The 18,880-nt window shown below is 71.5% G+C and carries 22 protein-coding genes, 1 tRNA gene and 1 pseudogene; 8 read left to right on the top strand and 16 right to left on the bottom strand.

The window, feature by feature from the left end:
* Nucleotides 1-199 precede the first annotated feature (199 nt).
* The 5 genes from AC1MIR_RS03460 (at nt 200) to AC1MIR_RS03440 (ending at nt 4,736) form a co-directional block, all read left to right on the top strand.
* The gene (locus AC1MIR_RS03460) at nt 200-565 is read left to right on the top strand and encodes a hypothetical protein (RefSeq protein WP_480026785.1); all 366 of its coding nucleotides are present in this window, start codon (nt 200-202) and stop codon (nt 563-565) included.
* A gap of 24 nt (nt 566-589) precedes the next feature.
* On the top strand, nt 590-982 hold the full coding sequence (locus AC1MIR_RS03455) for a hypothetical protein (protein WP_480026784.1): 393 nt from the start codon (nt 590-592) through the stop codon (nt 980-982).
* 115 nt (nt 983-1,097) lie between these two features.
* Nucleotides 1,098-2,429 carry a paraquat-inducible protein A gene (locus tag AC1MIR_RS03450; protein ID WP_480026783.1) on the top strand — a complete coding sequence of 444 codons (1,332 nt, stop codon included), beginning with the start codon at nt 1,098-1,100 and terminating at the stop codon, nt 2,427-2,429.
* Nucleotides 2,426-4,114: a PqiB family protein gene (locus tag AC1MIR_RS03445; protein ID WP_480026782.1), complete on the top strand. Its 1,689-nt coding sequence runs from the start codon at nt 2,426-2,428 to the stop codon at nt 4,112-4,114. The genes AC1MIR_RS03450 and AC1MIR_RS03445 overlap by 4 nt, the downstream gene beginning before the upstream one ends.
* Nucleotides 4,115-4,118: 4 nt before the next feature.
* Nucleotides 4,119-4,736, top strand: a complete 618-nt coding sequence (locus AC1MIR_RS03440; protein WP_480026781.1) for a PqiC family protein — start codon at nt 4,119-4,121, stop codon at nt 4,734-4,736.
* Here the strand turns inward: AC1MIR_RS03440 and AC1MIR_RS03435 are convergent.
* The 9 genes and pseudogenes from AC1MIR_RS03435 to AC1MIR_RS03395 all read right to left on the bottom strand — a co-directional run bounded on the left by AC1MIR_RS03435 (nt 4,733) and on the right by AC1MIR_RS03395 (nt 9,901).
* Nucleotides 4,733-5,173, bottom strand: coding sequence for a hypothetical protein (locus AC1MIR_RS03435; protein WP_480026780.1), 441 nt, complete (start codon nt 5,171-5,173; stop codon nt 4,733-4,735). The two genes, AC1MIR_RS03440 and AC1MIR_RS03435, sit on opposite strands and share 4 nt — an antisense overlap.
* A 154-nt stretch (nt 5,174-5,327) precedes the next feature.
* Nucleotides 5,328-5,404 (bottom strand) — tRNA-Pro (locus AC1MIR_RS03430).
* Between the two features lie 216 nt (nt 5,405-5,620).
* Nucleotides 5,621-5,915: pseudogene (locus tag AC1MIR_RS03425) on the bottom strand (MerR family transcriptional regulator); the annotation flags it as partial.
* Between the two features lie 4 nt (nt 5,916-5,919).
* On the bottom strand, nt 5,920-6,234 hold the full coding sequence (locus AC1MIR_RS03420) for an integration host factor subunit alpha (RefSeq protein WP_480026779.1): 315 nt from the start codon (nt 6,232-6,234) through the stop codon (nt 5,920-5,922).
* 201 nt (nt 6,235-6,435) lie between these two features.
* The gene (locus tag AC1MIR_RS03415) at nt 6,436-7,416 is read right to left on the bottom strand and encodes a beta-ketoacyl-ACP synthase III (RefSeq protein ID WP_480027049.1); all 981 of its coding nucleotides are present in this window, start codon (nt 7,414-7,416) and stop codon (nt 6,436-6,438) included.
* 11 nt (nt 7,417-7,427) lie between these two features.
* Nucleotides 7,428-8,495, bottom strand: a complete 1,068-nt coding sequence (plsX, locus tag AC1MIR_RS03410) for a phosphate acyltransferase PlsX (RefSeq protein ID WP_480026778.1) — start codon at nt 8,493-8,495, stop codon at nt 7,428-7,430.
* Nucleotides 8,496-8,551: 56 nt separating this feature from the next.
* Nucleotides 8,552-8,752, bottom strand: a complete 201-nt coding sequence (gene rpmF / locus AC1MIR_RS03405; RefSeq protein ID WP_480026777.1) for a 50S ribosomal protein L32 — start codon at nt 8,750-8,752, stop codon at nt 8,552-8,554.
* Nucleotides 8,753-8,858: 106 nt separating this feature from the next.
* Nucleotides 8,859-9,365 (bottom strand): YceD family protein, encoded by a 507-nt coding sequence (locus tag AC1MIR_RS03400; protein ID WP_480026776.1) that lies wholly within the window; start codon nt 9,363-9,365, stop codon nt 8,859-8,861.
* The gene (locus AC1MIR_RS03395; RefSeq protein WP_480026775.1) at nt 9,362-9,901 is read right to left on the bottom strand and encodes a ubiquinol-cytochrome C chaperone family protein; all 540 of its coding nucleotides are present in this window, start codon (nt 9,899-9,901) and stop codon (nt 9,362-9,364) included. Before AC1MIR_RS03395 ends, AC1MIR_RS03400 begins: the two co-directional genes overlap by 4 nt.
* Nucleotides 9,902-10,003: 102 nt before the next feature.
* On the opposite strand from AC1MIR_RS03395, the gene AC1MIR_RS03390 reads away from it, so the two are divergent.
* A complete protein-coding gene (locus tag AC1MIR_RS03390; RefSeq protein ID WP_480026774.1) occupies nt 10,004-10,570 on the top strand; it encodes an outer membrane protein assembly factor BamE in 567 nt (188 codons plus the stop codon).
* 30 nt (nt 10,571-10,600) lie between these two features.
* On the opposite strand, the gene AC1MIR_RS03385 is transcribed toward AC1MIR_RS03390, so the two are convergent.
* From AC1MIR_RS03385 to ribD, 7 genes are read right to left on the bottom strand one after another with little or no spacing between them, the layout of a single operon-like run.
* Entirely contained in the window at nt 10,601-11,806 is a 1,206-nt protein-coding gene (locus tag AC1MIR_RS03385) for an MFS transporter (RefSeq protein WP_480026773.1), read from the bottom strand.
* Nucleotides 11,803-12,789, bottom strand: coding sequence for a thiamine-phosphate kinase (gene thiL / locus AC1MIR_RS03380; RefSeq protein WP_480026772.1), 987 nt, complete (start codon nt 12,787-12,789; stop codon nt 11,803-11,805). The genes AC1MIR_RS03385 and thiL overlap by 4 nt, the downstream gene beginning before the upstream one ends.
* Nucleotides 12,767-13,246, bottom strand: coding sequence for a transcription antitermination factor NusB (nusB, locus tag AC1MIR_RS03375; RefSeq protein WP_480027048.1), 480 nt, complete (start codon nt 13,244-13,246; stop codon nt 12,767-12,769). Before nusB ends, thiL begins: the two co-directional genes overlap by 23 nt.
* A gap of 14 nt (nt 13,247-13,260) precedes the next feature.
* Nucleotides 13,261-13,749, bottom strand: a complete 489-nt coding sequence (gene ribH / locus AC1MIR_RS03370) for a 6,7-dimethyl-8-ribityllumazine synthase (RefSeq protein WP_480026771.1) — start codon at nt 13,747-13,749, stop codon at nt 13,261-13,263.
* A complete protein-coding gene (gene ribB, locus AC1MIR_RS03365) occupies nt 13,746-14,870 on the bottom strand; it encodes a 3,4-dihydroxy-2-butanone-4-phosphate synthase (protein WP_480026770.1) in 1,125 nt (374 codons plus the stop codon). The genes ribH and ribB overlap by 4 nt, the downstream gene beginning before the upstream one ends.
* A complete protein-coding gene (locus AC1MIR_RS03360) occupies nt 14,867-15,475 on the bottom strand; it encodes a riboflavin synthase (RefSeq protein ID WP_480026769.1) in 609 nt (202 codons plus the stop codon). The genes ribB and AC1MIR_RS03360 overlap by 4 nt, the downstream gene beginning before the upstream one ends.
* A 6-nt stretch (nt 15,476-15,481) precedes the next feature.
* Nucleotides 15,482-16,597 (bottom strand): bifunctional diaminohydroxyphosphoribosylaminopyrimidine deaminase/5-amino-6-(5-phosphoribosylamino)uracil reductase RibD, encoded by a 1,116-nt coding sequence (gene ribD / locus AC1MIR_RS03355; protein WP_480026768.1) that lies wholly within the window; start codon nt 16,595-16,597, stop codon nt 15,482-15,484.
* Here ribD and AC1MIR_RS03350 point away from each other — a divergent pair.
* Together AC1MIR_RS03350 and AC1MIR_RS03345 are read left to right on the top strand one after the other, a co-directional pair.
* Nucleotides 16,556-17,971 (top strand): RHS repeat-associated core domain-containing protein, encoded by a 1,416-nt coding sequence (locus AC1MIR_RS03350; protein WP_480026767.1) that lies wholly within the window; start codon nt 16,556-16,558, stop codon nt 17,969-17,971. The genes ribD and AC1MIR_RS03350 overlap by 42 nt on opposite strands.
* 3 nt (nt 17,972-17,974) lie before the next feature.
* The gene (locus tag AC1MIR_RS03345; protein ID WP_480026766.1) at nt 17,975-18,718 is read left to right on the top strand and encodes a hypothetical protein; all 744 of its coding nucleotides are present in this window, start codon (nt 17,975-17,977) and stop codon (nt 18,716-18,718) included.
* Nucleotides 18,719-18,880 lie beyond the last annotated feature (162 nt).

Genomic DNA, 18,880 nt, shown 5'->3' with positions numbered 1-18,880 from the left:
GGCCGGGTCCAGCCATCCCATCTCTCCCGCTGCAGCCGGGCTGCATCGCGCCGCCCCGCCCCCGCGCCCCGGCCGCGCGGCGACGCGCTTCACCCAAAACGGATAGCGTTTGGCCTCCGCAGCCCCGCCTCGCCCCGCCTAGCCTGCGGAGCGAGACGCGCGGCCCCGGCGGCCGCCCGGCATCCGGAGACGAGCCACGATGCGCATGCCCCTGCTGGGCCTGGCCCTCCTCGCGGTTTCGGCGGCAGTGCCGGCACGGGCGCAGGCCCCTGCCCCGCCGCCCGGCCCGCCGACGGTCGAGACGATGGACCGCGGCCTGATCAATCTCGGCCTGATGGCCGGCCACGCCTTCCAGTGCCTGCCGGAGCCGGAGCGGGAGGTTGCGCAGCGCCGGCTGCTCGCCTTCAACGGCATCCTCGTCGCGGAGATGGGCGCGAATGCCGCCTTCCGCTTCGCGAGTTCCTTCGGTGCCGGCGCCTCGCATGAGGTGGACCGGTCCTTCTGCGAGCGCAGCCTGGCCGACTGGCGCAAGCTGCTGCAGGACCACGGCCTGCAGGACCGCTGACCCCAGCCCGACGGAGACAGGCGCATGCGCAGGATCCTGATCGCGACGGCCCTCGGCGGCCTGCTCGCCATCCCGCCCGCCGGGGCCTACTGGCACGCCGGCGGCGTCACGCGCTGGGGCACCGCCTGGCATGCCGGGGGCACCGGCACGGGCTATCGCTGGGGCAGCGCCTATCACCCGGGCTATGGCGGCGCGACCTATGTGCACGGCTATTCCGGGTATCATTACGGTGGCTACTATCGGGCTCCCGTGCCGGTGGCGCCGGTGCCCTACTACCATCCGTGGCATCCGGTGGGCGCCTTCGCCGCCGGCGCCGCGGCGGGTGCGGCAGTCGGAGCCGCCAGCGCGAGCGCCGCCGCGAGTTCCGTCTACCACTACGGCCAGCCGACGACGGTGGTGAACAACTACTACAACTGAACGGGCCCGGGGCGTCGCGAGGGAGCGGCACCGGCCCGGCAAGGAGGTCCGGCCGCGTGCCATCCCTGCGATCGCCCGCCCGGCAGGCTGCCTGCGCCACCAAGGGCATCCGCTCATGCTGATCGCCGATTCCCCCGCCGCGGGTCCCGCCGTGCAGGCCGAGGCCTGGCGCACCCCCGCGCGGCTCTGCGAATGCGCCAGCTGCGGGCTGTTCCAGACGCTGCCCTCCCTGCTGCCGGGCCAGAGCGCGACCTGCCTGCGCTGCGGCAGCCGCCTGCGGCGCGCCGTGGTGGAGCCGCTCGGCCGCGCGCTCGCGCTGAACATCGCGGCGCTGTCCATCTTCGCCATCGCCTGCGTGATGACGCTGATGACGGTCAGCACCGCGGGCATGGTCCGCGACGCGTCGCTCTTCACCGGCCCGGTGGACATGGGCCGCGACGGCCTGTGGGAGCTGACGGTCGTGGTGCTGTTCACCACCGTCGTCGCGCCCGTGCTGAAGCTCCTCGCCATGGTCTATGTGCTGGCCGGGCTCCGCCTCGCGCGCCCGCCGCGCCACATCCGCCGCGTCTACGCCCTGGTCGAGCACCTCCGCCCCTGGTCCATGATCGAGGTGTTCCTGCTCGGCGTCGCCGTCGCCTACACCAAGCTCGTGGACCTCGTGCATATCGAGCTCGGCGTCGCGCTCTATGCGCTGTTCATCCTGATGCTGACCATGATCGCCGCCGAGGCCGTGCTGGACCGCCAGGCCGTGTGGGAGGAGATGGAGCGCCGCGGCGTGCCGCATGGCGAGATCGATCACGCGGCCGGCATCCTGCTGCGCCCCGAGCACGGCGCCGTCTCCTGCCACACCTGCGGCCTGGTCGGCCTGCCGCACGAGCATGACGCGCATTGCCCGCGCTGCGGCAGCCGGCTGCATGCGCGCAAGCCGAACGCCGTCGGCCGCGCCTGGGCGCTGCTGATCGCCGCCGCCATCCTCTACATTCCCGCCAACTACTTCCCGGTGCTGGCCTTCATCCAGCTCGGCTCCGGCCAGCCCAGCACCATCCTCGGCGGCGTGGTGGAACTGCTCGATGCCGGCCTGCTGCCGCTCGCGCTGCTGGTGTTCTTCGCCTCCGTCGCCGTGCCGCTGCTCAAGGTGCTCGGGCTCGGCCTGCTGCTCGGCTCCACCCAGGCCGGCTGGCGGGGCCGTCTGCGCGACCGCACCCGGCTCTATTTCGTGGTGAACGCGATCGGCCGCTGGTCCATGATCGACATCTTCATGGAGACGATCCTGGTGGCGCTGGTGCGGTTCGGCGCGGTGGTCAGCATCCAGCCCGGCTATGGCGCCGTGGCGTTCTGCGGCGTCGTCATCCTGACGATGATCGCGGCCGAGAGTTTCGACCCGCGGCTGATGTGGGACGCCGCCGGCGAGAACCCCGACCGGCAAGAGGCGGACGCGCACCGATGAACGACAGCCCGCACCCGGAAGCGGTCGTCCGTGCCCGCACCGGGCGCAGCAGCCGGCTGTCGCCGATCTGGGCGATCCCGATCGTGACGGTGCTGATCGCCGGCTATCTCGTCTGGCACGAATTCGCCCGCCGCGGGCCCAGCATCACCGTCACCTTCCGCAGCGCGGAGGGGCTGACGGTCGGCCAGTCGCAGGTGCGCCTGCTGGACGTGCCGGTCGGCACCGTGCAGGGCATCGCGTTGTCGGAGGATCGGCAGCGGGTGGAGGTGACCATCCGCATGAACCGCGAAGCCGAGCCGCTGCTGACCCGCGATGCGCGGTTCTGGGTGGTGAAGCCGCGGCTCTTCGCCGGCACCATCTCCGGGCTCAGCACGCTGCTGTCGGGCTCCTACATCCAGCTTGCGCCCGGCACGACGGGGGCCGAGGCCGCGCGCAACTTCACCGGGCTCGAGGATCCGCCGCTGCTCGATTCCGACGCACCAGGCCGCACTGTGCTGCTGCGCGCCGACCGGCTGGGCTCGATCAGCCTCGGCTCGCCGGTGTTCTTCCGCGACCTCACCGTCGGCCAGGTGCTCGGCTGGGACCTCTCGGACATGGCCGAGCATGTCACCATCCACGCCTTCATCCGCGCGCCCTTCGACCGCTATGTGCGCGAGGGCACGCGCTTCTGGAACGCCTCCGGCGTCGCGCTGAAGCTCGGGGCGGAGGGCGTGCAGCTGCAGCTGGAATCGCTGCGCGCCCTCGTCCTCGGCGGCATCGCCTTCGAGACGTCGGAACGCGCGCGGGAGGGGGCGGGCGTCTCGCCGGCACAGATCTTCCCGCTCTATGCGAGCCAGGATGCCGCACGCAGCGCCGGAAGCCAGCGGCGCATCCCGCTGGTCTCCTACTTCACGGATTCCGTCAGCGGCCTCGCCCCCGGCGCGCCGGTGCAGTTCCAGGGCGTGCGCATCGGCGAGGTCACCGGCTACGAGCTGGTCTATGACCCCGCGACCAACAGCCTGCGCATCCCCGTCCGCTACGAGATCGAGCCCGAGCGCATCGCGGGATCCGACACGGCGGAGGGCCGCGGCCCGCTCGAGAACGCGCAGATGCTGGTGCGCCAGGGCATGCGCGCGCGGCTGGCGAGCGCGAACCTCCTCACCGGCCAGCAGCTGATCTCGATGGAGATCGTGGCGAACGCGGCGCCCGCGGAGGTGCAGATGGTGGACGGCGTCATCGTCATGCCGAGCGCGCCCGGCCAGTTCGCCTCCATCCTCGACGGCGTGAACCAGGTGATCGCGCGCATCGAGGGCCTGCCGCTGCAGCAGATCGGCGACAACCTCAACGAGACGATCGCCGGGATCAACACGCTGGTGCGCGGGCCGGAGCTGCAGGCCGCCATCGCCTCGCTCCAGGGCACGCTGGCCACCGCCGAGGAGACGCTGCGCCGCATCGACACCGCCGCCGCGCCGGCGCTGCGTACGCTGCCGCAGCTCGTGAACAGCCTGAACGCCGCGGCGACGCAGGCGAACCGGCTGATGCTCTCGGCCAACCGCGGCTATGGCGACGAATCGCAGTTCCGCCGCGACCTGGACCGGATGCTGGAGCAGATCACCGTCGCGGCGCGCTCGCTGCGCAGCCTTGCGGACCAGCTCAACCGCAACCCGGAGGCGCTGATCCGCGGCCGGGCCACGCAGGGACCCTGAGGCGATGCTTCTCCGCCGTCGCCACGCCGCGCTCGGGGCGCTCGCCGCGCTGGCCGGATGCCGCTCGGCCGAGCCGAACCTCTACACGCTCCTGCCCGTGCCCGGCACGCCGTTGCGCGGTGGCCCGCGCAGCGTCTCGGTGCGCGAGGTCTCGCTGGCGCGCTATCTCGACCGGACGCAGATCGTCCGCTCCGCGGCCGAATACCGGCTGGAGGTCTCGGGCAATGACTGGTGGGCCGAATCACTCGACGCGATGCTGACCCGCGTGCTGGTCGAGAACCTGGCGCAACGCCTGCCGGGCACGAGCGTGGTGGCGACGGGCGGCGCCATCTCCTCCCCGGCCGATGCCGTGCTGGAGGTGAATGTGCAGCGGCTCGGCCTCACCAGCCCGGCCATCCTCACGCTGGCGGCGCAGGTGGCGATCGCCCAGCGCGCGGCGTCGCGCCGCGAGCTCGCGCGCGGCGAAAGCGTGACGGCGCCGGTATCGGGCGGGGACACGGCGGCGTTCGTGGCGGCCGCCAGCGCCGCCCTCGGCGCGCTGTCCGATTCCATCGCGGCGAGCCTGGCGGGGATGGCGCGCACCGCCGGGCGCCGCGGAGCATCCTGGCCGGCGCCGGCCTAAAGCGGCGCCGAGGTCCAGGTCTGCCGGATGACGGCGGCGAGGAAGGCGATCGACAGGCCGAAGATCAGCATCCCGTTCAGCGCCTGGATCGCGCCGAGCAGCTGCCAGGCCGGCGCCAGATAGACGCCCGCATGGCCATAGGTGGAGAAGGCGCCCATCGAATAGATCACCGCGCTGCGCCAGCTTTCCGACGCGCCCAGTTGCAGATAGGCGGCGGACCAGCCGAGAACTTCCAGCGCATGCAGCACGAAGATGGCCGCGACCGTCGGCGGCAGGATCAGCCCGAAGCGGACCGCGTTGTGCTGCAGGTCTCCACGCAGCCATCCGCGGAGCCACAGGAAGATGCGGTGGATCAGTCCCAGGCCGACGACATGGACGATGACCGTCGCGACGGTGAGCGCGGCGCCGGCGGCCCAGTCCTGCTCCCACGCTCCCATGCACCGATCCCCCCGGATGTCCCGCGTGGATCGGTCTTAGGCACCGCGGACGGATGTCGGTACCCCGAACCTGTATCCCAATCCGGCGGGTGCCCCGCCCTTGGCGCGACCGAGACGGTTCGGGTGCCAATCGAGACCGTCGCATGGTCGCGGATGGTCGGAGCGGCGGGATTTGAACCCACGACCCCCAGTCCCCCAGACTGATGCGCTACCAGGCTGCGCTACGCTCCGACTGGGCGGGGCATAGCATCCGCGGGCCCGCGCCGCCAACCCTGCCGCGAGGATCCCGTCAGCTCTGCAGGGCGAGCGCCCGCAGTTCATCCGCCAGCTTCTCCAGCGTCTCGAGTGCGGCCCGAAGCGCGAGCGTCGCGGCCTCCGCCTCGTCTTGCTCGGCCTCCTCGCGGTCGGGCTGGCCGAGCGGCAGTTCCGGGGTGCCCTCCTCGGCCAGGCCGCCCTCGCGCAGCAGGCGCTGCACACCCTTGATCGTGTAGCCTTGCGTGTAGAGCAGGTCGGAGATCCGCCGCAGCAGGGCGATGTCTTCCGGCCGGTAATACCGCCGCCCACCGCCGCGCTTGAGCGGCTTCAGCGCAGGAAACTTCGTCTCCCAGAAGCGGAGCACGTGCTGCGGGATCTGAAGATCGTCCGCCACCTCGCTGATCGTGCGAAAGGCGGTCGGGGCCTTGCGCGGCCGGGCGCGCGTGCCTTCGGCCTCCTCCGCGCCGATGTCCTCGGTCATCGTCATCCGATCATGCGTCGTCGTCGGGGCCGAAGGTCTGGCCCGGGTTGAGGCGGGCCTTCAGCACCTGCGACGGCCGGAAGGACAGGACCTTGCGCGGCAGGATCGGAACCTCGATGCCCGTCTTCGGGTTGCGTCCGACGCGCTTGCCCTTCTGGCGCACCACGAAGGAGCCGAAGGCCGAGATCTTCACGGCCTCGCCGGCCTCGAGCGCGGCCGACATCCGCTCGAGCACCGTTTCGAGCAGCGCGGCGCTCTCGTTGCGGGAGAGGCCGACCTGCGCATAGATCGCCTCCGCAAGGTTCGCGCGCGTGATGGTCTTCATCCGAAAGCCCTCATGGAGCGAACCATCCCAGCGGTTGCCACGGTCGCAGCGGGTCGCCGCAAGTCCTTCAACCGGTTACAAAACCGATCTGCGAGCCAGCCGTCAACTGCACGCTTCGCACCGCCCGCTCCCCGCCTCGTGCGGCGATGGAGGGAAACGCAAAAACTCTTTGAAAAATAATAATTCCTGCCGCAGACGCCGTCAGAACCGCGCGAGCGTCGCGCCCCAGGTCAGGCCGCCGCCGATGGCTTCCATCAGCACCAGGTCGCCGCGCCGGATGCGCCCGTCCCGCGTCGCCTCCGCCAGCGCCAGCGGGATCGAGGCCGCCGAGGTGTTGGCGTGCCGGTCCACCGTGACCACCACGCGCTCCAGCGGCAGGTGCAGCTTCTTGCCCATCGCCTCGATGATGCGGAGATTCGCCTGGTGCGGCACCAGCCAGGCGACATCGGCATGGCCGAGACCATTGGCCGCGAGGGCTTCGTCCACGGCGGCGGCGAGCTTGGTCACCGCATGCTTGAAGACCTCGCGCCCGGCCATCCGCACCACGCCGGTCCCGCCGGTCGAGCCCGCCCCGCCATCCACCACCAGGATGTCGCCGAAACGGCCATCGGCATGCATGTGCGTGGAGAGCAGGCCACGGCCGCCGGTCTCCTCCGCCGCGACGCCGCGCAGGAACACCGCCCCCGCGCCATCGCCGAACAGCACGCAGGTGCCGCGGTCGGTCCAGTCCAGGATGCGCGAATAGACTTCCGTGCCGATCACCAGCACGCCGCGCGCCTGGCCGGCGCGGATCAGCGCATCCGCCACGCCCAGGGCGTAGATGAAGCCGGTGCAGGCCGCCGCCAGGTCGAAGGCGAAGCCCCGCGTGACGCCGAGCTTGCCCTGGATGCGCGCGGCGGTGGAGGGAAAGGCGGAATCGGGCGTGGAGGTCGCGACCAGGATCGCGTCCACCTCCTCCACGGCGGCGCCGGCCTGGGCGAGCGCCGCGAGCGCGGCCCGCAGGCCGAGGTCGGAGGCGGCCTCGCCCTCGGCCGCGATGTGGCGGCGGCGGATGCCGGTCCGCTCGCGGATCCAGGCGTCGGAGGTGTCGAGCCCCTTCCAGGCGGCCAGCTCGTCGTTGTCGAGGGACCGCGCCGGCAGGTAGCCGCCGGTGCCCGCGACCAGGGCGCGCAACGCGGGAATGGGTGCCTCCTTCAGCGCGGCGCGTCGGTCAGCCGGGGCGCCGCCTGCGACAGCCGGGCGAGCCCCTCGCGGATCCGGTCGTTGAAGCGATGCGTCACCATGTCCATCGCGACGTCCACCGCATGGGCGAAGCCCAGCGCATCGGTGCCGCCATGGCTCTTCACCACGACGCCGTTCAGCCCGATCAGCACCGCGCCGTTGTAGCGCCGCGGATCCATCCACTCGCGAAGCCGATCCAGCGCGGGCCGCGCCAGCAGATAGCCGACGCGCGCGGGGATCGAGCTGGTGAAGACCTGCCGCAGGAGGTCGCGCATCAGCTTCAGCGCCCCCTCGCCGGTCTTGAGCGCGACATTGCCGGTGAACCCGTCGGTGACGATCACGTCCACCGTGCCGGCGGCGATGTCGTGGCCTTCGACGAAGCCGCGGAAATTCTCGCCGAACAGCGAATCGCGCAGCGTCTCGGCGGCCTGGCGCACGCGCTCGTCGCCCTTCAGCTCCTCAGACCCGACATTCAGCAGGCCGATGGTCGGGCGGGTCAGGCCGAGGACGGAGCGCGCGAAGGCGTCGCCCATCACGGCGAATTCCACGAGGTTGCGCGCGTCGCACTGGACGTTGGCGCCGAGGTCGAGCATCACGACGTCGCCGCGCGCCGAGGGGCCGATGGCGGCCAGCGCCGGGCGGTCGATCTCCGGCAGCGTCTTCACCACGATCTTCGCGAGCGCCATCAGCGCGCCGGTGTTCCCCGCCGAGACGATGCCGGCCGCCTCCCCCGCGGCGACGGCGTCGATCGCGACCCGCATGGAGGAGCCGCGGACCCTGAGCGCAGCGGTCGGCTTCATGTCGCCCGATATCGCCTCGGGAGCGTGGCGCACGCTGCAGGCCTTGGCGGCGCGCTTGCGACGCGCCAGAAGCGCGCCGAGCCGTGCCTCGTCCCCGACCAGCAGGAACCGCGCATGGGGATGCCGCTCCGCCGCCAGTTCGAGACCGTCGAGCACGACCTCCGGCGCATGGTCCCCACCCATGGCGTCAACCGCCAGGGAAAAGGTGGAGGTGGCCGGCGGCACCACGTCGTCAGGCACCGTCCGCACTCCCCTGTCCGCCCCGCCACATCGGTGCGGCGCGATTCATGCGCAGCTCAGAGGCGGACGGCGCCGCTGGCCTTCTCGGCGGACACCACCTCGCGCCCATCGTAATGGCCGCAATGGGAGCAGACATGGTGCGGCCGCTTGAGCTCGCCGCAATTCGAGCACTCGTGATGCGCCGCGGCGCTGAGGGCGTGGTGGCTCCGGCGCATCCCACGGCGGGAGGGCGAAACCTTCTTCTTCGGGACGGCCATGGCGCCGAGCCTTTCTCTTCAACGAACTGCAAGATTGAGTGAGCCGCGCGCAGTAGCACCGCCCCCTTCGGGCCGCAAGCATCAACCCGGTGAGGCCGGGCAAAGATCATTCTTCGCGCAGCTTTGCAAGCTTGGCGAAGGGGTTCGGCCGTTGCGGCGCGGCCTCGGGCTCCGGCGTCCCGTCCAGCGCGGGCAGCACGGCGCCGGGGGCGCGGGGATAGGGGTCGAGCGCCAGGGCAAGCTGCTCGGCCACCGCCTCGCCCAGGTCCACCTGCCCCCCGGCGCTCTCGATCTCGTCCGGGCTGTCGGGGTCGTCGTCGGCGGGCTCCACGCCGTCCGGCAGGATCCGCAGGTCGATCGGCGCCGAGACCTGCTGCGCCACCGGCTCCAGCGTGACGACGCAGGCCTGCTCCACCGCCGCCTCCAGCTGGCCGCGGGCGCGCCCCGCGCCGCCCGGCTCGGGCTCCAGCCGCAGCCGTGCCGACAGCGCCGCGATGCCGAGGATGCCGAAGCGCGCCGCCAGGGCCGCGCGCTCGGCCGCGTCGGCTTCCAGCACCACCTCGCGGCGCTCCGGCACCAGCCGGACCAGGCGGGAGAATTCGGGGCCGGTCATGCCGGCACCGCGGGGAAATCCGCCCGCCCCGCAACCAGATCGGCGAAGGGAATGCGGGCGATCGCCGCATCGGCCGCGACCGCGACCGCGGCCAGCCGCTCCGCCGCGCCCTCCGGCGGCTCGCCGCGCCCCACGTTGCGCGCCCGCGCCGCGGCGCGCCCGGCCGCGTCGCCCGCGCGCAGCGCCGCGTCATAGGCCTGGGAGCGGCCGTGGAACGCCTCCCACATGCGCTTCACCCGCTTGCCGACGGCCAGGTCGCCAACCCCCATCTCCCGCAGGTTTACATCCATGTCGGCGAACATCGCGTCGAACACGGCCTGGGCCAGGTCCTTCGCCCGCGGGTCGGGGTCGCGCGCGATGCGGCAGACCAGCAGGCCGGCATGCAGCGCCACCAGGTCGAAACGGCCGTCCAGCGTGTCGGGCACGCCGAGATCGGCGAAGAAGACCGGCTGGCGCGCCGCCTCCACGGCCGCGCCATAGAGTGCGAAACCCGCCCTCTCATGCGGCTTGCGGGTGAAGAGGCCGAGCAGGCCCATGGGTGGAACTCCGCGATCCTTGCCAGCGCCGCCGCGCGGATTGACCGGCGGCCGGCGCAATGGCATGCGGCCCACATGGAGCGCCACCGCAGGATGGTCAACGTGCCGTTCGGGCCCCTGGCCGGGCGCCCCCGCCGCATTCGGCCGGGCCACGCCGTGCTGGCCGCCGCCGCCCTGGCGCTGGCCGGCTGCTCCTATCTTCCCACCGCCGCGGTGCCGGGCGTGCCGGGCGCGGGCCTGTTCGAATCGCCGCGCCAGTTCCGCGGCCACGCGGTGAGCGAGGAGCAGCTCGGCCAGATCACCCCCGGCGTCTCCTCCCGCGACGATGTGGAGACCCTGCTCGGCTCGCCTTCCGCCAGCGGCACCTTCGACCCCGGCGAGTGGTACTACATCAGCGCCATCACCCGGCAGCGGCCGGCGCGCCGCCTCGGCGTCACCGAGCAGACGGTGGTGGTGGTGCGCTTCGATCCGGCCGGAACGGTCCAGGAAGTCCGCCGGCTGGGCGAAGAGGACGGGCGGGAGATCGCGATGGTGTCCCGCGTCACGCCCTCCCCGGGGACGGAGCGCAGCGTGCTGCAGCAGCTCTTCGGCAATATCGGCCGCGTCGGCGTGCCGGGCCAGCAGCAGCAGCGCGGCCCGGGCGTCTCCAGCCCCGGCAGCGGGCAGTAGCGCGCAACGGCCGGAGCCGACAGCCGCGCGCTACGCCAGGCGCGGCACCGGTCGGCTGCGCAGCACCAGCACCAAGGCGATCGCCAGGGCCGGCAGCAGCGCCAGGTTCAGCACGTTCCAGCCGAAGCCGGCATGCACCGCGCCGGAGGCCAGCGCCGTGCAGGCCACGGTGCCGAACACGATGAAATCGTTCGCCGCCTGCGCCCGGACGCGCTCCGCCGGGCTGTGGCTTTCGCCGAGCAGCGCGGTGGCGCCGGTAAACATGAAGTTCCAGCCGAGGCCGAGCAGCACCAGCGCCACCGTGAAATGCCCGAAGCTCAGCCCCATCACCGCCACCGCGATGCAGGCGATGTTGAGCGCGGCGCCGGCCGCGACGATGCGCCGCGCGCCGTAGCGCGCGATCAGCCGCCCGGTGAAGAAGCCGGGCGCGAACATCGCCACCGCATGCGCCTGGATGACGGTGGCGCTGGCGGTCACCGCGAAGCCGCAGGCCATCATCTCGAGCGGTGTCGAGGTCATGACCAGGTTCATCGCGCCATAGCCGATGGCGCCGGCCGCGGCGGCGGTGAGGAAGGCGGGCCGGCGGACGATCTCCATCACCGGGGTCGGGCTGGCCTGGCGGGCCGGTGCCGGCGGCAGCCGCACGAAATGCAGCAGCACCAGGCAGACCAGCGGCAGCGCGGCGAAGATCAGGTAGGTGCCGAGGAACAGGAAGGGCGCCACCATGTCCTTGCTGTGCTTCACCATCTCCGGCCCGAAGATCGCGGCCAGCACGCCGCCGGCCATGACCAGCGCGATGGCGCGCGGGCGATAGGCGGGCGAGGCGACCTCGGCGGCCGCGAAGCGATAGTGCTGGGCGATGCCGAAGCCGATGCCGGCCGGCAGGCCGCCGGCCACATAGAGCCAGAAATCGTGCCGCCAGATCCCGGCGGCGAAGATCAGCGTGCCGGTCAGCGCCGCGATCGCGCCGAGCGTGAAGCCGGCCCGCCGGCCGAGTCGGGCGAAGATCACGCCGGCAGGGATCGAGGCCGCCATGGTGGCCACCATCTGCAGCGCGAAAGGCAGGGTTGCGAGCGCCTTGTCCTCGGCCAGGCTGTAGCCGATCAGCGCGCTCATCGCGACCTGGCCGACGATGGAGGCGTTCATCGAGGCCTGGCAGAAGAAAAGCAGCAGGACGTCGAGCTTCATCCGCTTCTCGGCGGCGGCATCCTGCGGGCCGGTTGCTGCGATGCTCACGCGAAGTGGCTCCATCCGCCGCGGGGCAGCGCGATCGCCTCCCCCCGGGCATCCAGCACGATCACGCCCTGTCCGTCCAGGAAACGACCGATGCGCGCAACGGGGGTCTGCGCTGCGCGCGCGGCCGCCTCGATGCGCGCGGCGTCGGACGGATCGGCGGCGAAGAGCAGTTCGTAGTCGTCGCCGCCACCGAGGATGCGCGGCAGCAGGGCCGGGTCCGCCGCCAGGGCCGCGCACGCGGGACCGGAAAGCGGCACCGACGGCGCCTCGATCACTGCCGCGCAGCCGGCGGCGCGGGCGAGGTGGCCGAGGTCCTGCACCAGCCCGTCCGAGACATCCATCGCCGCCCGGGCGATCCCCGCCAGCGACTGGCCCAGCGCCAGGCGGGGCGTCGGCACGCGGTAGCGCAGGGCGAGGTGCGGGTCGGGCGGCAGGCGGCCGGTCAGCGCCAGCAGGCCGAGGGCGCCATCGCCGATGGTGCCGGAGACCCAGACCTCGTCGCCGGGCCGGGCGCCGGCGCGGCGCAGCGCGCCGCCGGGCTCGACCGTGCCGATGATGGTCAGCGAGAAGGTGGCGGGCCCCGGCGTGCCCACCGTGTCGCCCCCAAGCACCGCGAGCCCGAATTCCGCCTGGTCCGCCGCGAGGCCCGCGACGAACTGCGCGATCCACGAATCCTCGGTGCCCTGCGGAAAGGCGCAGGTCATCAGGTAGCCGAGCGGCGACGCGCCCATGGCGGCGAGGTCCGACAGGTTCACCCGCAAGAGCTTGCGCCCGATGGTGTCCGGCGGGTCGTCGGGGAGGAAATGCACGCCGGCGACCATCGCATCGGCTGCGAGGACAAGCTGGCGCCCGGCCGGCGGGTCCAGCAGCGCGGCGTCGTCCGACAGGTCGAGCGCCCCGGCGCCGGCGAGGGGGCGGAAATGCCGCGCGATCAGGGCGAATTCGGGCGGGAGCGCCACGTCAGCCCGGCCGGGCGAACTCATCCGCCCGGAACTTCCGCGCCAGCGCCTCCAGCACGCCATTGGCGAATTTCGGCTCGTCGCCGGCGAAGAAGCCGTGCGCGATGTCGAGATACTCGTTGATCACCACGCGCATCGGCGGGTCGTTCTTCTGCATCAACTCGGCGCCGGCGGCGCGCAGCAGGGCGCGCAGCACGGGGTCGAGCTTCTCGAGCGGCCAGTCCTTCGCCAGCACCTCGGCCAATGCGCCGTCGATGGGCTCGATGTTGCTCGCCGCGGCGCGGACCAGCTTCGCGAAGAGCCGCACATCGGCCTCCGGAACGCGACCTTCGCCGAAGCCCTCCTCGGCCTCATTGGGACCGAGCCGATGGCGGACGAACTGTTCGATCACCGCCTCCGGGCTTTCGCCGGCCTGCTCGGACTGGAACAGCGCCTGCACCGCGGCGACGCGCGCGCCGGTGCGCGGGCGGCCGCGCTGCATCTGCGCCTTGCCGCTCACGACGCGAACCGCCGCGCCAGCGCGATCTGCTGCACCAGCGCATGCGCCGCCTCGGCGCCCTTGTTCATGCGGTCGTCGCGGGAGCGCGCGATGGCCTGCTCGATCGTGTCCACCGTCAGCAGGCCGAAGCCGAGCGGCGCGCCCGTCTCGACGGAAAGATCCATCACGCCCTGGCACACCGCCTCGCAGATGAAGGTGTAGTGGTCGGTCTCCCCGCGCACGACGCAGCCGAGTAGCAGGAAGCCTTCGAAGCGATCGTTGCGCAACGCCATGCGCAGCGCCATGCGCAGCGCCGCCGGCAGCTCGAAGGCGCCGGCGACGTTGGCGACCTCCACGGTTGCACCCACCTCCGCCAGCACGCCGCGCGCGCCCCGCAGCATGCCGCCCACGACGTCGGCATAGTAGGGCGCCTGGATGACCAGCACGCGCGGCGCCGGGCCTTCGAGCGCAACCCTGTCGCGTTGGGGAGAGTCCTTCGTGCTCACGCGGAATCCTTCAGGATCGGTCGGCTCTCGACCACGGTCAGCCCATAGCCTTCCAGGCCGACCACGGGGCGGGGGTTGTCCGACAGGCGGATGATCTCGCGCAAGCCCAGATCGGCGAGGATCTGCGCGCCGATGCCGTAGTCGCGGAGTTCCGGCGCCGTCGCGCGGCGCTCGCGCCCGGCACGGACCGCCTGCGAGAGACCGTCGGGCCGCCAGTCGCGCAGCAGCACCACGACGCCCCTGCCCTCCGCCTCGATCAGGCGCATGGCGCGGTGCAGCTCATGCTCGGCGCGGCCCGCCACGAGGTCGTGCAGCATGGAGGCCGCGTGCATCCGCACCAGCGCCGGGCCGGGCCGGGAGAGATCGCCCTTCACCAGCGCCAGATGCTCGCCATGGTCGAGGGTGGAGGCATAGACCACCACGCGCCAGCTGCCGCCCACGCCTTCCATCGCGCCTTCCTCGACGCGCCGCACCAGGCGTTCGGTGCGGCGGCGATGCGCGATCAGGTCGGCGATGGTGCCGAGCTTCAGGCCGTGATGCTGCGCGAAGGCGACGAGGTCCGGCATGCGGGCCATGGTGCCGTCATCGTTCATGATCTCGCAGATGACGCCGGCCGGGTTGAGCCCGGCCATGCGCGCGAAATCCACCGCGGCTTCCGTGTGCCCGGCCCGCACCAGCACGCCGCCGTCCCGCGCCACCAGCGGGAAGACATGGCCCGGCGTGACGATGTGCTCCCGCCCCAGCTCCGGGTTGATCGCAACCGCGACGGTGCGCGCGCGGTCGGCCGCCGAAATGCCGGTGGTGACGCCGTCGCGCGCCTCGATGGACACCGTGAAGGCGGTCTGGTGGCGCGTGCCGTTGGACTGCGCCATCAGCGGCAGGCCGAGCTGCTCCACCCGCGCGCGCGTCATGGCCAGGCAGATCAGCCCGCGGGCGTGGCGCGCCATGAAGTTGATCGCGTCCGGCGTCGCGAACTGCGCGGGAATGACCAGGTCGCCCTCGTTCTCGCGGTCCTCGTCATCCACCAGGACGAACATGCGCCCGCGCCGGGCTTCCTCCAGCAGTTCCTCGGCGGGGCTGAGGAACTCGGCGAAGCTGGTCTGGGTGGTCTCGACCTTCACCGCTGGTACTCCCGAAGCCTGGCCACGTAGCGCGCCATCATGTCGATCTCGAGATTCACCCGGCTGCCGGGCTGCAGCATGCCGAAGGTGGTGATGGTGGCGGTGTGCGGGATGATGTTCACCCCGAATTCCTCGCCCGCAACCTCGTTCACCGTCAGCGAGACGCCGTCGATGGCGATGGACCCCTTGGGCGCGATGAAGGGCGCAAGCTCCCGCGGCGCGCGAAAACGCCAGCGGACGGAGCCGTTCTCGGGCGTGGCGGAGACCACCTCCCCCGCGCCGTCCACATGGCCGGCGACGAGATGCCCGCCGAGCTCGTCCCCCATCTTCAGCGAGCGTTCCAGGTTCACCCGCGTCCCCGCCTGCCAGCCGCCCAGCGTGGTCTTCGAGAGCGTCTCGGCCGAGGCCTCCACCGCGAACCAGTCGGCGCCGAGTTCCACCGCCGTCAGGCAGACGCCGGAACAGGCGATGGAGGCGCCGAGCGCCACCGGCGGATTGGCCAGGAAGGCGGGCGAGGTGCCGATGATCAGCCGGTGGTCCTGGCCGCCGCCGATCGGCTGCACCTCCCGCACGGTGCCGAGGTCCGTGACGATCCCGGTGAACATCCTTCGTCACTCCCTCTCGAATTCGGTCAGCCAATCCTCGCCGAGCGGGCGCGCGGCGACCCGGCGGAATCTGGGCATGGCGGCCAGCGCGTCCACCGGCAGGGGATAGGCGGCCGGGAGCCCGTCGCCCCCCATCACGCCGGGGGCATGGAACCAGGCGAGCCGATCGACAAGCCCCTCCCGCAGCAGCCCCGCCGCGATCCCGGCGCCGCCCTCGGCCAGCACGCGGGTGACGCCGCGCTGCGCCAGCGCTTCCAGCAGGGGGCGGAGCGCCAGCCCCTCCCTCGCCCGCGGCACGGTGGCCAGCTCGACGCCGGCGGATTGGTAGGGGGCGCGGACGGAAGGAGGGTGGCCGGGCGCGGTGACGATCAGGGTCGGCGTGTCTCGCGCCGTGGCGACCAGCCGGGCCGTGACCGGTGTGCGCAGCCGGGCATCGGCCACCACCCGCAGCGGCTGGCGCGGCGTGGCGCCGGGCAGGCGGCAGGTGAGGTCCGGATCGTCCGCCAGCGCGGTGCCGGAGCCGACGAGGATCGCGTCGTGCCGGGCGCGCAGCGCATGGGCTTCCCGCCGGGCCTCGGGGCCGGTGATCCATTTGCTCTCGCCGGCCTGGGTGGCGATGCGGCCATCGAGCGTGGTGGCGAGCTTCAGCGTGACCAGCGGCAGGCCCTGGGTGATGCGCTTGATGAAGCCGGCGGTGACGGCCCGCGCCTCGGCCGCGCACAGCCCCTCCTCCACCGCGATCCCGGCCTCCCGCAGCCGCGCGAAGCCGCGGCCGTCCACGCGATGGTCGGGGTCACGGAGCGCGCAGACCACGCGGGCGACACCCGCGACGATCAGCGCGTCGCAGCAGGGAGGCGTGCGGCCGTGATGGGAACAGGGCTCCAGCGTGACATAGGCGGTGGCACCGCGGGCGAGCGCCCCTGCCCTGCGCAGCGCCTCCGTCTCCGCATGCGGGCGCCCGCCGGGCTGGGTCCAGCCGCGGCCGACCACCGAGCCGTCGCGCACGATCACGCAGCCGACCGCCGGGTTGGGCCAGGTGTTGCCCAGCCCCCGCCGCGCGAGCGCCAGCGCGGCCTGCATATGGGCGAGGTCGGCGGGGTCCGGCACGGGCTCAGGCGGCATGGCGGGGGCGCATGGGCGTTACTTGGCGCAGCCCGCCGCGCGGCGGAAGTGGCAGGCCGGCTGGTCAGCGACGCCGCCTGGCAGGCGGTGCCGCCGGTGCAGGCGGTCACGCCCTATGCCACGAACGAGATGAACCAGTATGCCTCGGTCGGCGGGGCGAGCTTCAGCTACGACGCGAACGGCAACCTGACCGGCGACGGGGCGGCGACCTACCGCTACGATGCGCAGAACCGGCTGGTGGGGTTCACGGTGGGCTCGACGGTGGTGAGCTACGCCTACGATGCGGAGGGACGGCGGGCGTCGCGCACGGCGGGCGGGGCGACGGTGAACTACCTCTACGCCATGGGGCAGGAGATCGCCGAATACACGGGTGCGGCGCCGGGGACGCTGGCGGCGCGGCATGTGCCCGGCCCCGGGCTGGACGAGCCGCTGGCGACGGTGACGGGAACGCCGGCGAGCCGGGTGCGGGTGTGGCATCATGCCGACGCGCAGGGCTCGGTGATCGCGCGCAGCGACGGCATGGGCATGCTGCCGGCGGCGGCGGAGCGCTACACCTACACGCCCTACGGGCTGACGGGTCCCGGGTCGGGGACGGCACAGGACGGTTTCCGCTGGCTCGGGCGGCGACTGGAGCCGGCCGCGCCCGCCACGCTCTACGACATGCGCGCCAGAGCCTACGCGGCCGGCATCGGGCGCTTCATGCAGCCAGACCCCATCGGAACAGAGGGGGGCCTGAACCTCTACGCCTACGTGGAGAACGATCCACTGAATGCAGTGGATCCAACAGGCGAGTTCGGCATATTCGGCGCAATCGGCAGCGTGGCGATCGGTTACAGCATCGCCGCCGTTACCGGACAACAATACACGCTTCGTAACGCCTTGGCTGACGCCGCGCTGGGGGTCGTCGGCGCAGGCATCGCGTCTAGGCTGAACACGGCACGCCAACTCGCAGCGGCTGGCACCGGCATCGCGCGGAGCCGATATGTCGGCGCGCTCGGAGAGGAGGCCATCGGGGCAAGCGGGCGCGTCTCCATTCAGCTTGGCGCACGCCGGCTTTATCCTGATCGGGTCCTGAGTAACGTGTTGGAGGAGTCGAAGAACGTCGGCGTAATCAGCAGTCGCGATGCAGCGCAGATTAGAAACTACGTCGAGTTCAGTCGGCAAGCTCAACTCGACCCCGTGCGGGTATTTACTAGGCAGAACACCGACGTATCGCGCATCAACGACTTACTGAGTAGCGGCGCGGCGGTGCAGCGGTTCCTTCCGGGCGTCAGCAATCAAGGTGTATATTCACTGACAAGAAGCAGCGCTGCAGCCGCGGGCGGCGTGGCTGGCGCCATTACCGGCACTTTTTCGTCGCGACCAGCGAAGTAGATCATGGCGACGCTTACACGCATCCCGGACTGGCTAGGCCAGCCGCTATACGCACAGCTAGCCGCAGCAGGCTTCCAATGGTCGGGCAGGACAGCGCGGCGCCGAACCAACCGCAAATGGGACATGCTGACAATTGAGCTGATCCGCAAGACGGTCTGCCAAAAGTGGAATGTACCGTTTGGTTCATTTGCGCTTGAGGCTGGGTGCTTCCTCCCATTTGTCCCACCCAAGGACACCCAGGAGTGTCCGTGTTGTCGGACCGAACGCCGGCCGCGTTCGTATTTGGACGGGCAGGTTCGACTTTGGGTTGAACGCGGTATCTTTCAGCCCGAAGTGAAAACCGCGACCAATCTGTGGTTCGTCGATCTGCATGGGCCGAAGAACGCGGCGGTGCTGACCGACACCATGAACACGGTAGCGAGGCGCGTCTTGCCGTTTTTCTCCGAAACGGACGACCTTGAAGGATTCCTTGCTCTTCTTCGGTCAGACATCAGAGACAGTATAGGCTCGACCGGAATTTGGCATATTGGCAATCCCGGCTCTTACATGCGCTTATTTTACACAGGCTTTGTCGCACTTGAACTTGGGAATTGGCACGTAGCACATCATGCACTCATTGCTTGTCATGATGTGGCAGTCTCACTGAAGCTTACCAGTGTTTCGCCTTCGACACTCGCCTGTCTCCGAAACGCCGCTGCCTTGGCGTTGCGCCAGGAGCGTTTGCCAGCTTGCGCAACAACCACCTGAAAGCGCGTCACGGCTTACGAATGCGGCGCTACCCGTGTGAATCGGCGTGGAAAAAGGCCCCCCTGAGAGGGGTGATCGGCGTCCAAAAGGGACCCCTCTGGTGAAGGGGTTCACGTTGGCTCTCGGTGATGCCGGGGGTCATGTTTGGGATGCTGGTGGTGG

The organism is Falsiroseomonas sp. RANM36, from assembly GCF_056682175.1.
The sequence above is the reverse complement of the archived record's forward strand: the minus strand, read 5'-3'. Positions and strand labels throughout refer to the sequence as shown.

Coding starts and splice junctions, on each gene's coding strand:
- thiL (WP_480026772.1), bottom strand. CDS start 12,789: ATGAGTTCGCCCGGCCGGGCTGACGTGGCGCTCCCGCCCGAATTCGCC.
- ribD (WP_480026768.1), bottom strand. CDS start 16,597: ATGCCGCCTGAGCCCGTGCCGGACCCCGCCGACCTCGCCCATATGCAG.
- nusB (WP_480027048.1), bottom strand. CDS start 13,246: ATGCAGCGCGGCCGCCCGCGCACCGGCGCGCGCGTCGCCGCGGTGCAG.
- rpmF (WP_480026777.1), bottom strand. CDS start 8,752: ATGGCCGTCCCGAAGAAGAAGGTTTCGCCCTCCCGCCGTGGGATGCGC.
- AC1MIR_RS03450 (WP_480026783.1), top strand. CDS start 1,098: ATGCTGATCGCCGATTCCCCCGCCGCGGGTCCCGCCGTGCAGGCCGAG.
- AC1MIR_RS03395 (WP_480026775.1), bottom strand. CDS start 9,901: ATGGGCCTGCTCGGCCTCTTCACCCGCAAGCCGCATGAGAGGGCGGGT.
- AC1MIR_RS03345 (WP_480026766.1), top strand. CDS start 17,975: ATGGCGACGCTTACACGCATCCCGGACTGGCTAGGCCAGCCGCTATAC.
- AC1MIR_RS03350 (WP_480026767.1), top strand. CDS start 16,556: ATGGGCGAGGTCGGCGGGGTCCGGCACGGGCTCAGGCGGCATGGCGGG.
- AC1MIR_RS03400 (WP_480026776.1), bottom strand. CDS start 9,365: ATGACCGGCCCCGAATTCTCCCGCCTGGTCCGGCTGGTGCCGGAGCGC.
- AC1MIR_RS03360 (WP_480026769.1), bottom strand. CDS start 15,475: ATGTTCACCGGGATCGTCACGGACCTCGGCACCGTGCGGGAGGTGCAG.
- AC1MIR_RS03435 (WP_480026780.1), bottom strand. CDS start 5,173: ATGGGAGCGTGGGAGCAGGACTGGGCCGCCGGCGCCGCGCTCACCGTC.
- AC1MIR_RS03455 (WP_480026784.1), top strand. CDS start 590: ATGCGCAGGATCCTGATCGCGACGGCCCTCGGCGGCCTGCTCGCCATC.
- AC1MIR_RS03440 (WP_480026781.1), top strand. CDS start 4,119: ATGCTTCTCCGCCGTCGCCACGCCGCGCTCGGGGCGCTCGCCGCGCTG.
- AC1MIR_RS03460 (WP_480026785.1), top strand. CDS start 200: ATGCGCATGCCCCTGCTGGGCCTGGCCCTCCTCGCGGTTTCGGCGGCA.
- AC1MIR_RS03445 (WP_480026782.1), top strand. CDS start 2,426: ATGAACGACAGCCCGCACCCGGAAGCGGTCGTCCGTGCCCGCACCGGG.
- AC1MIR_RS03420 (WP_480026779.1), bottom strand. CDS start 6,234: ATGAAGACCATCACGCGCGCGAACCTTGCGGAGGCGATCTATGCGCAG.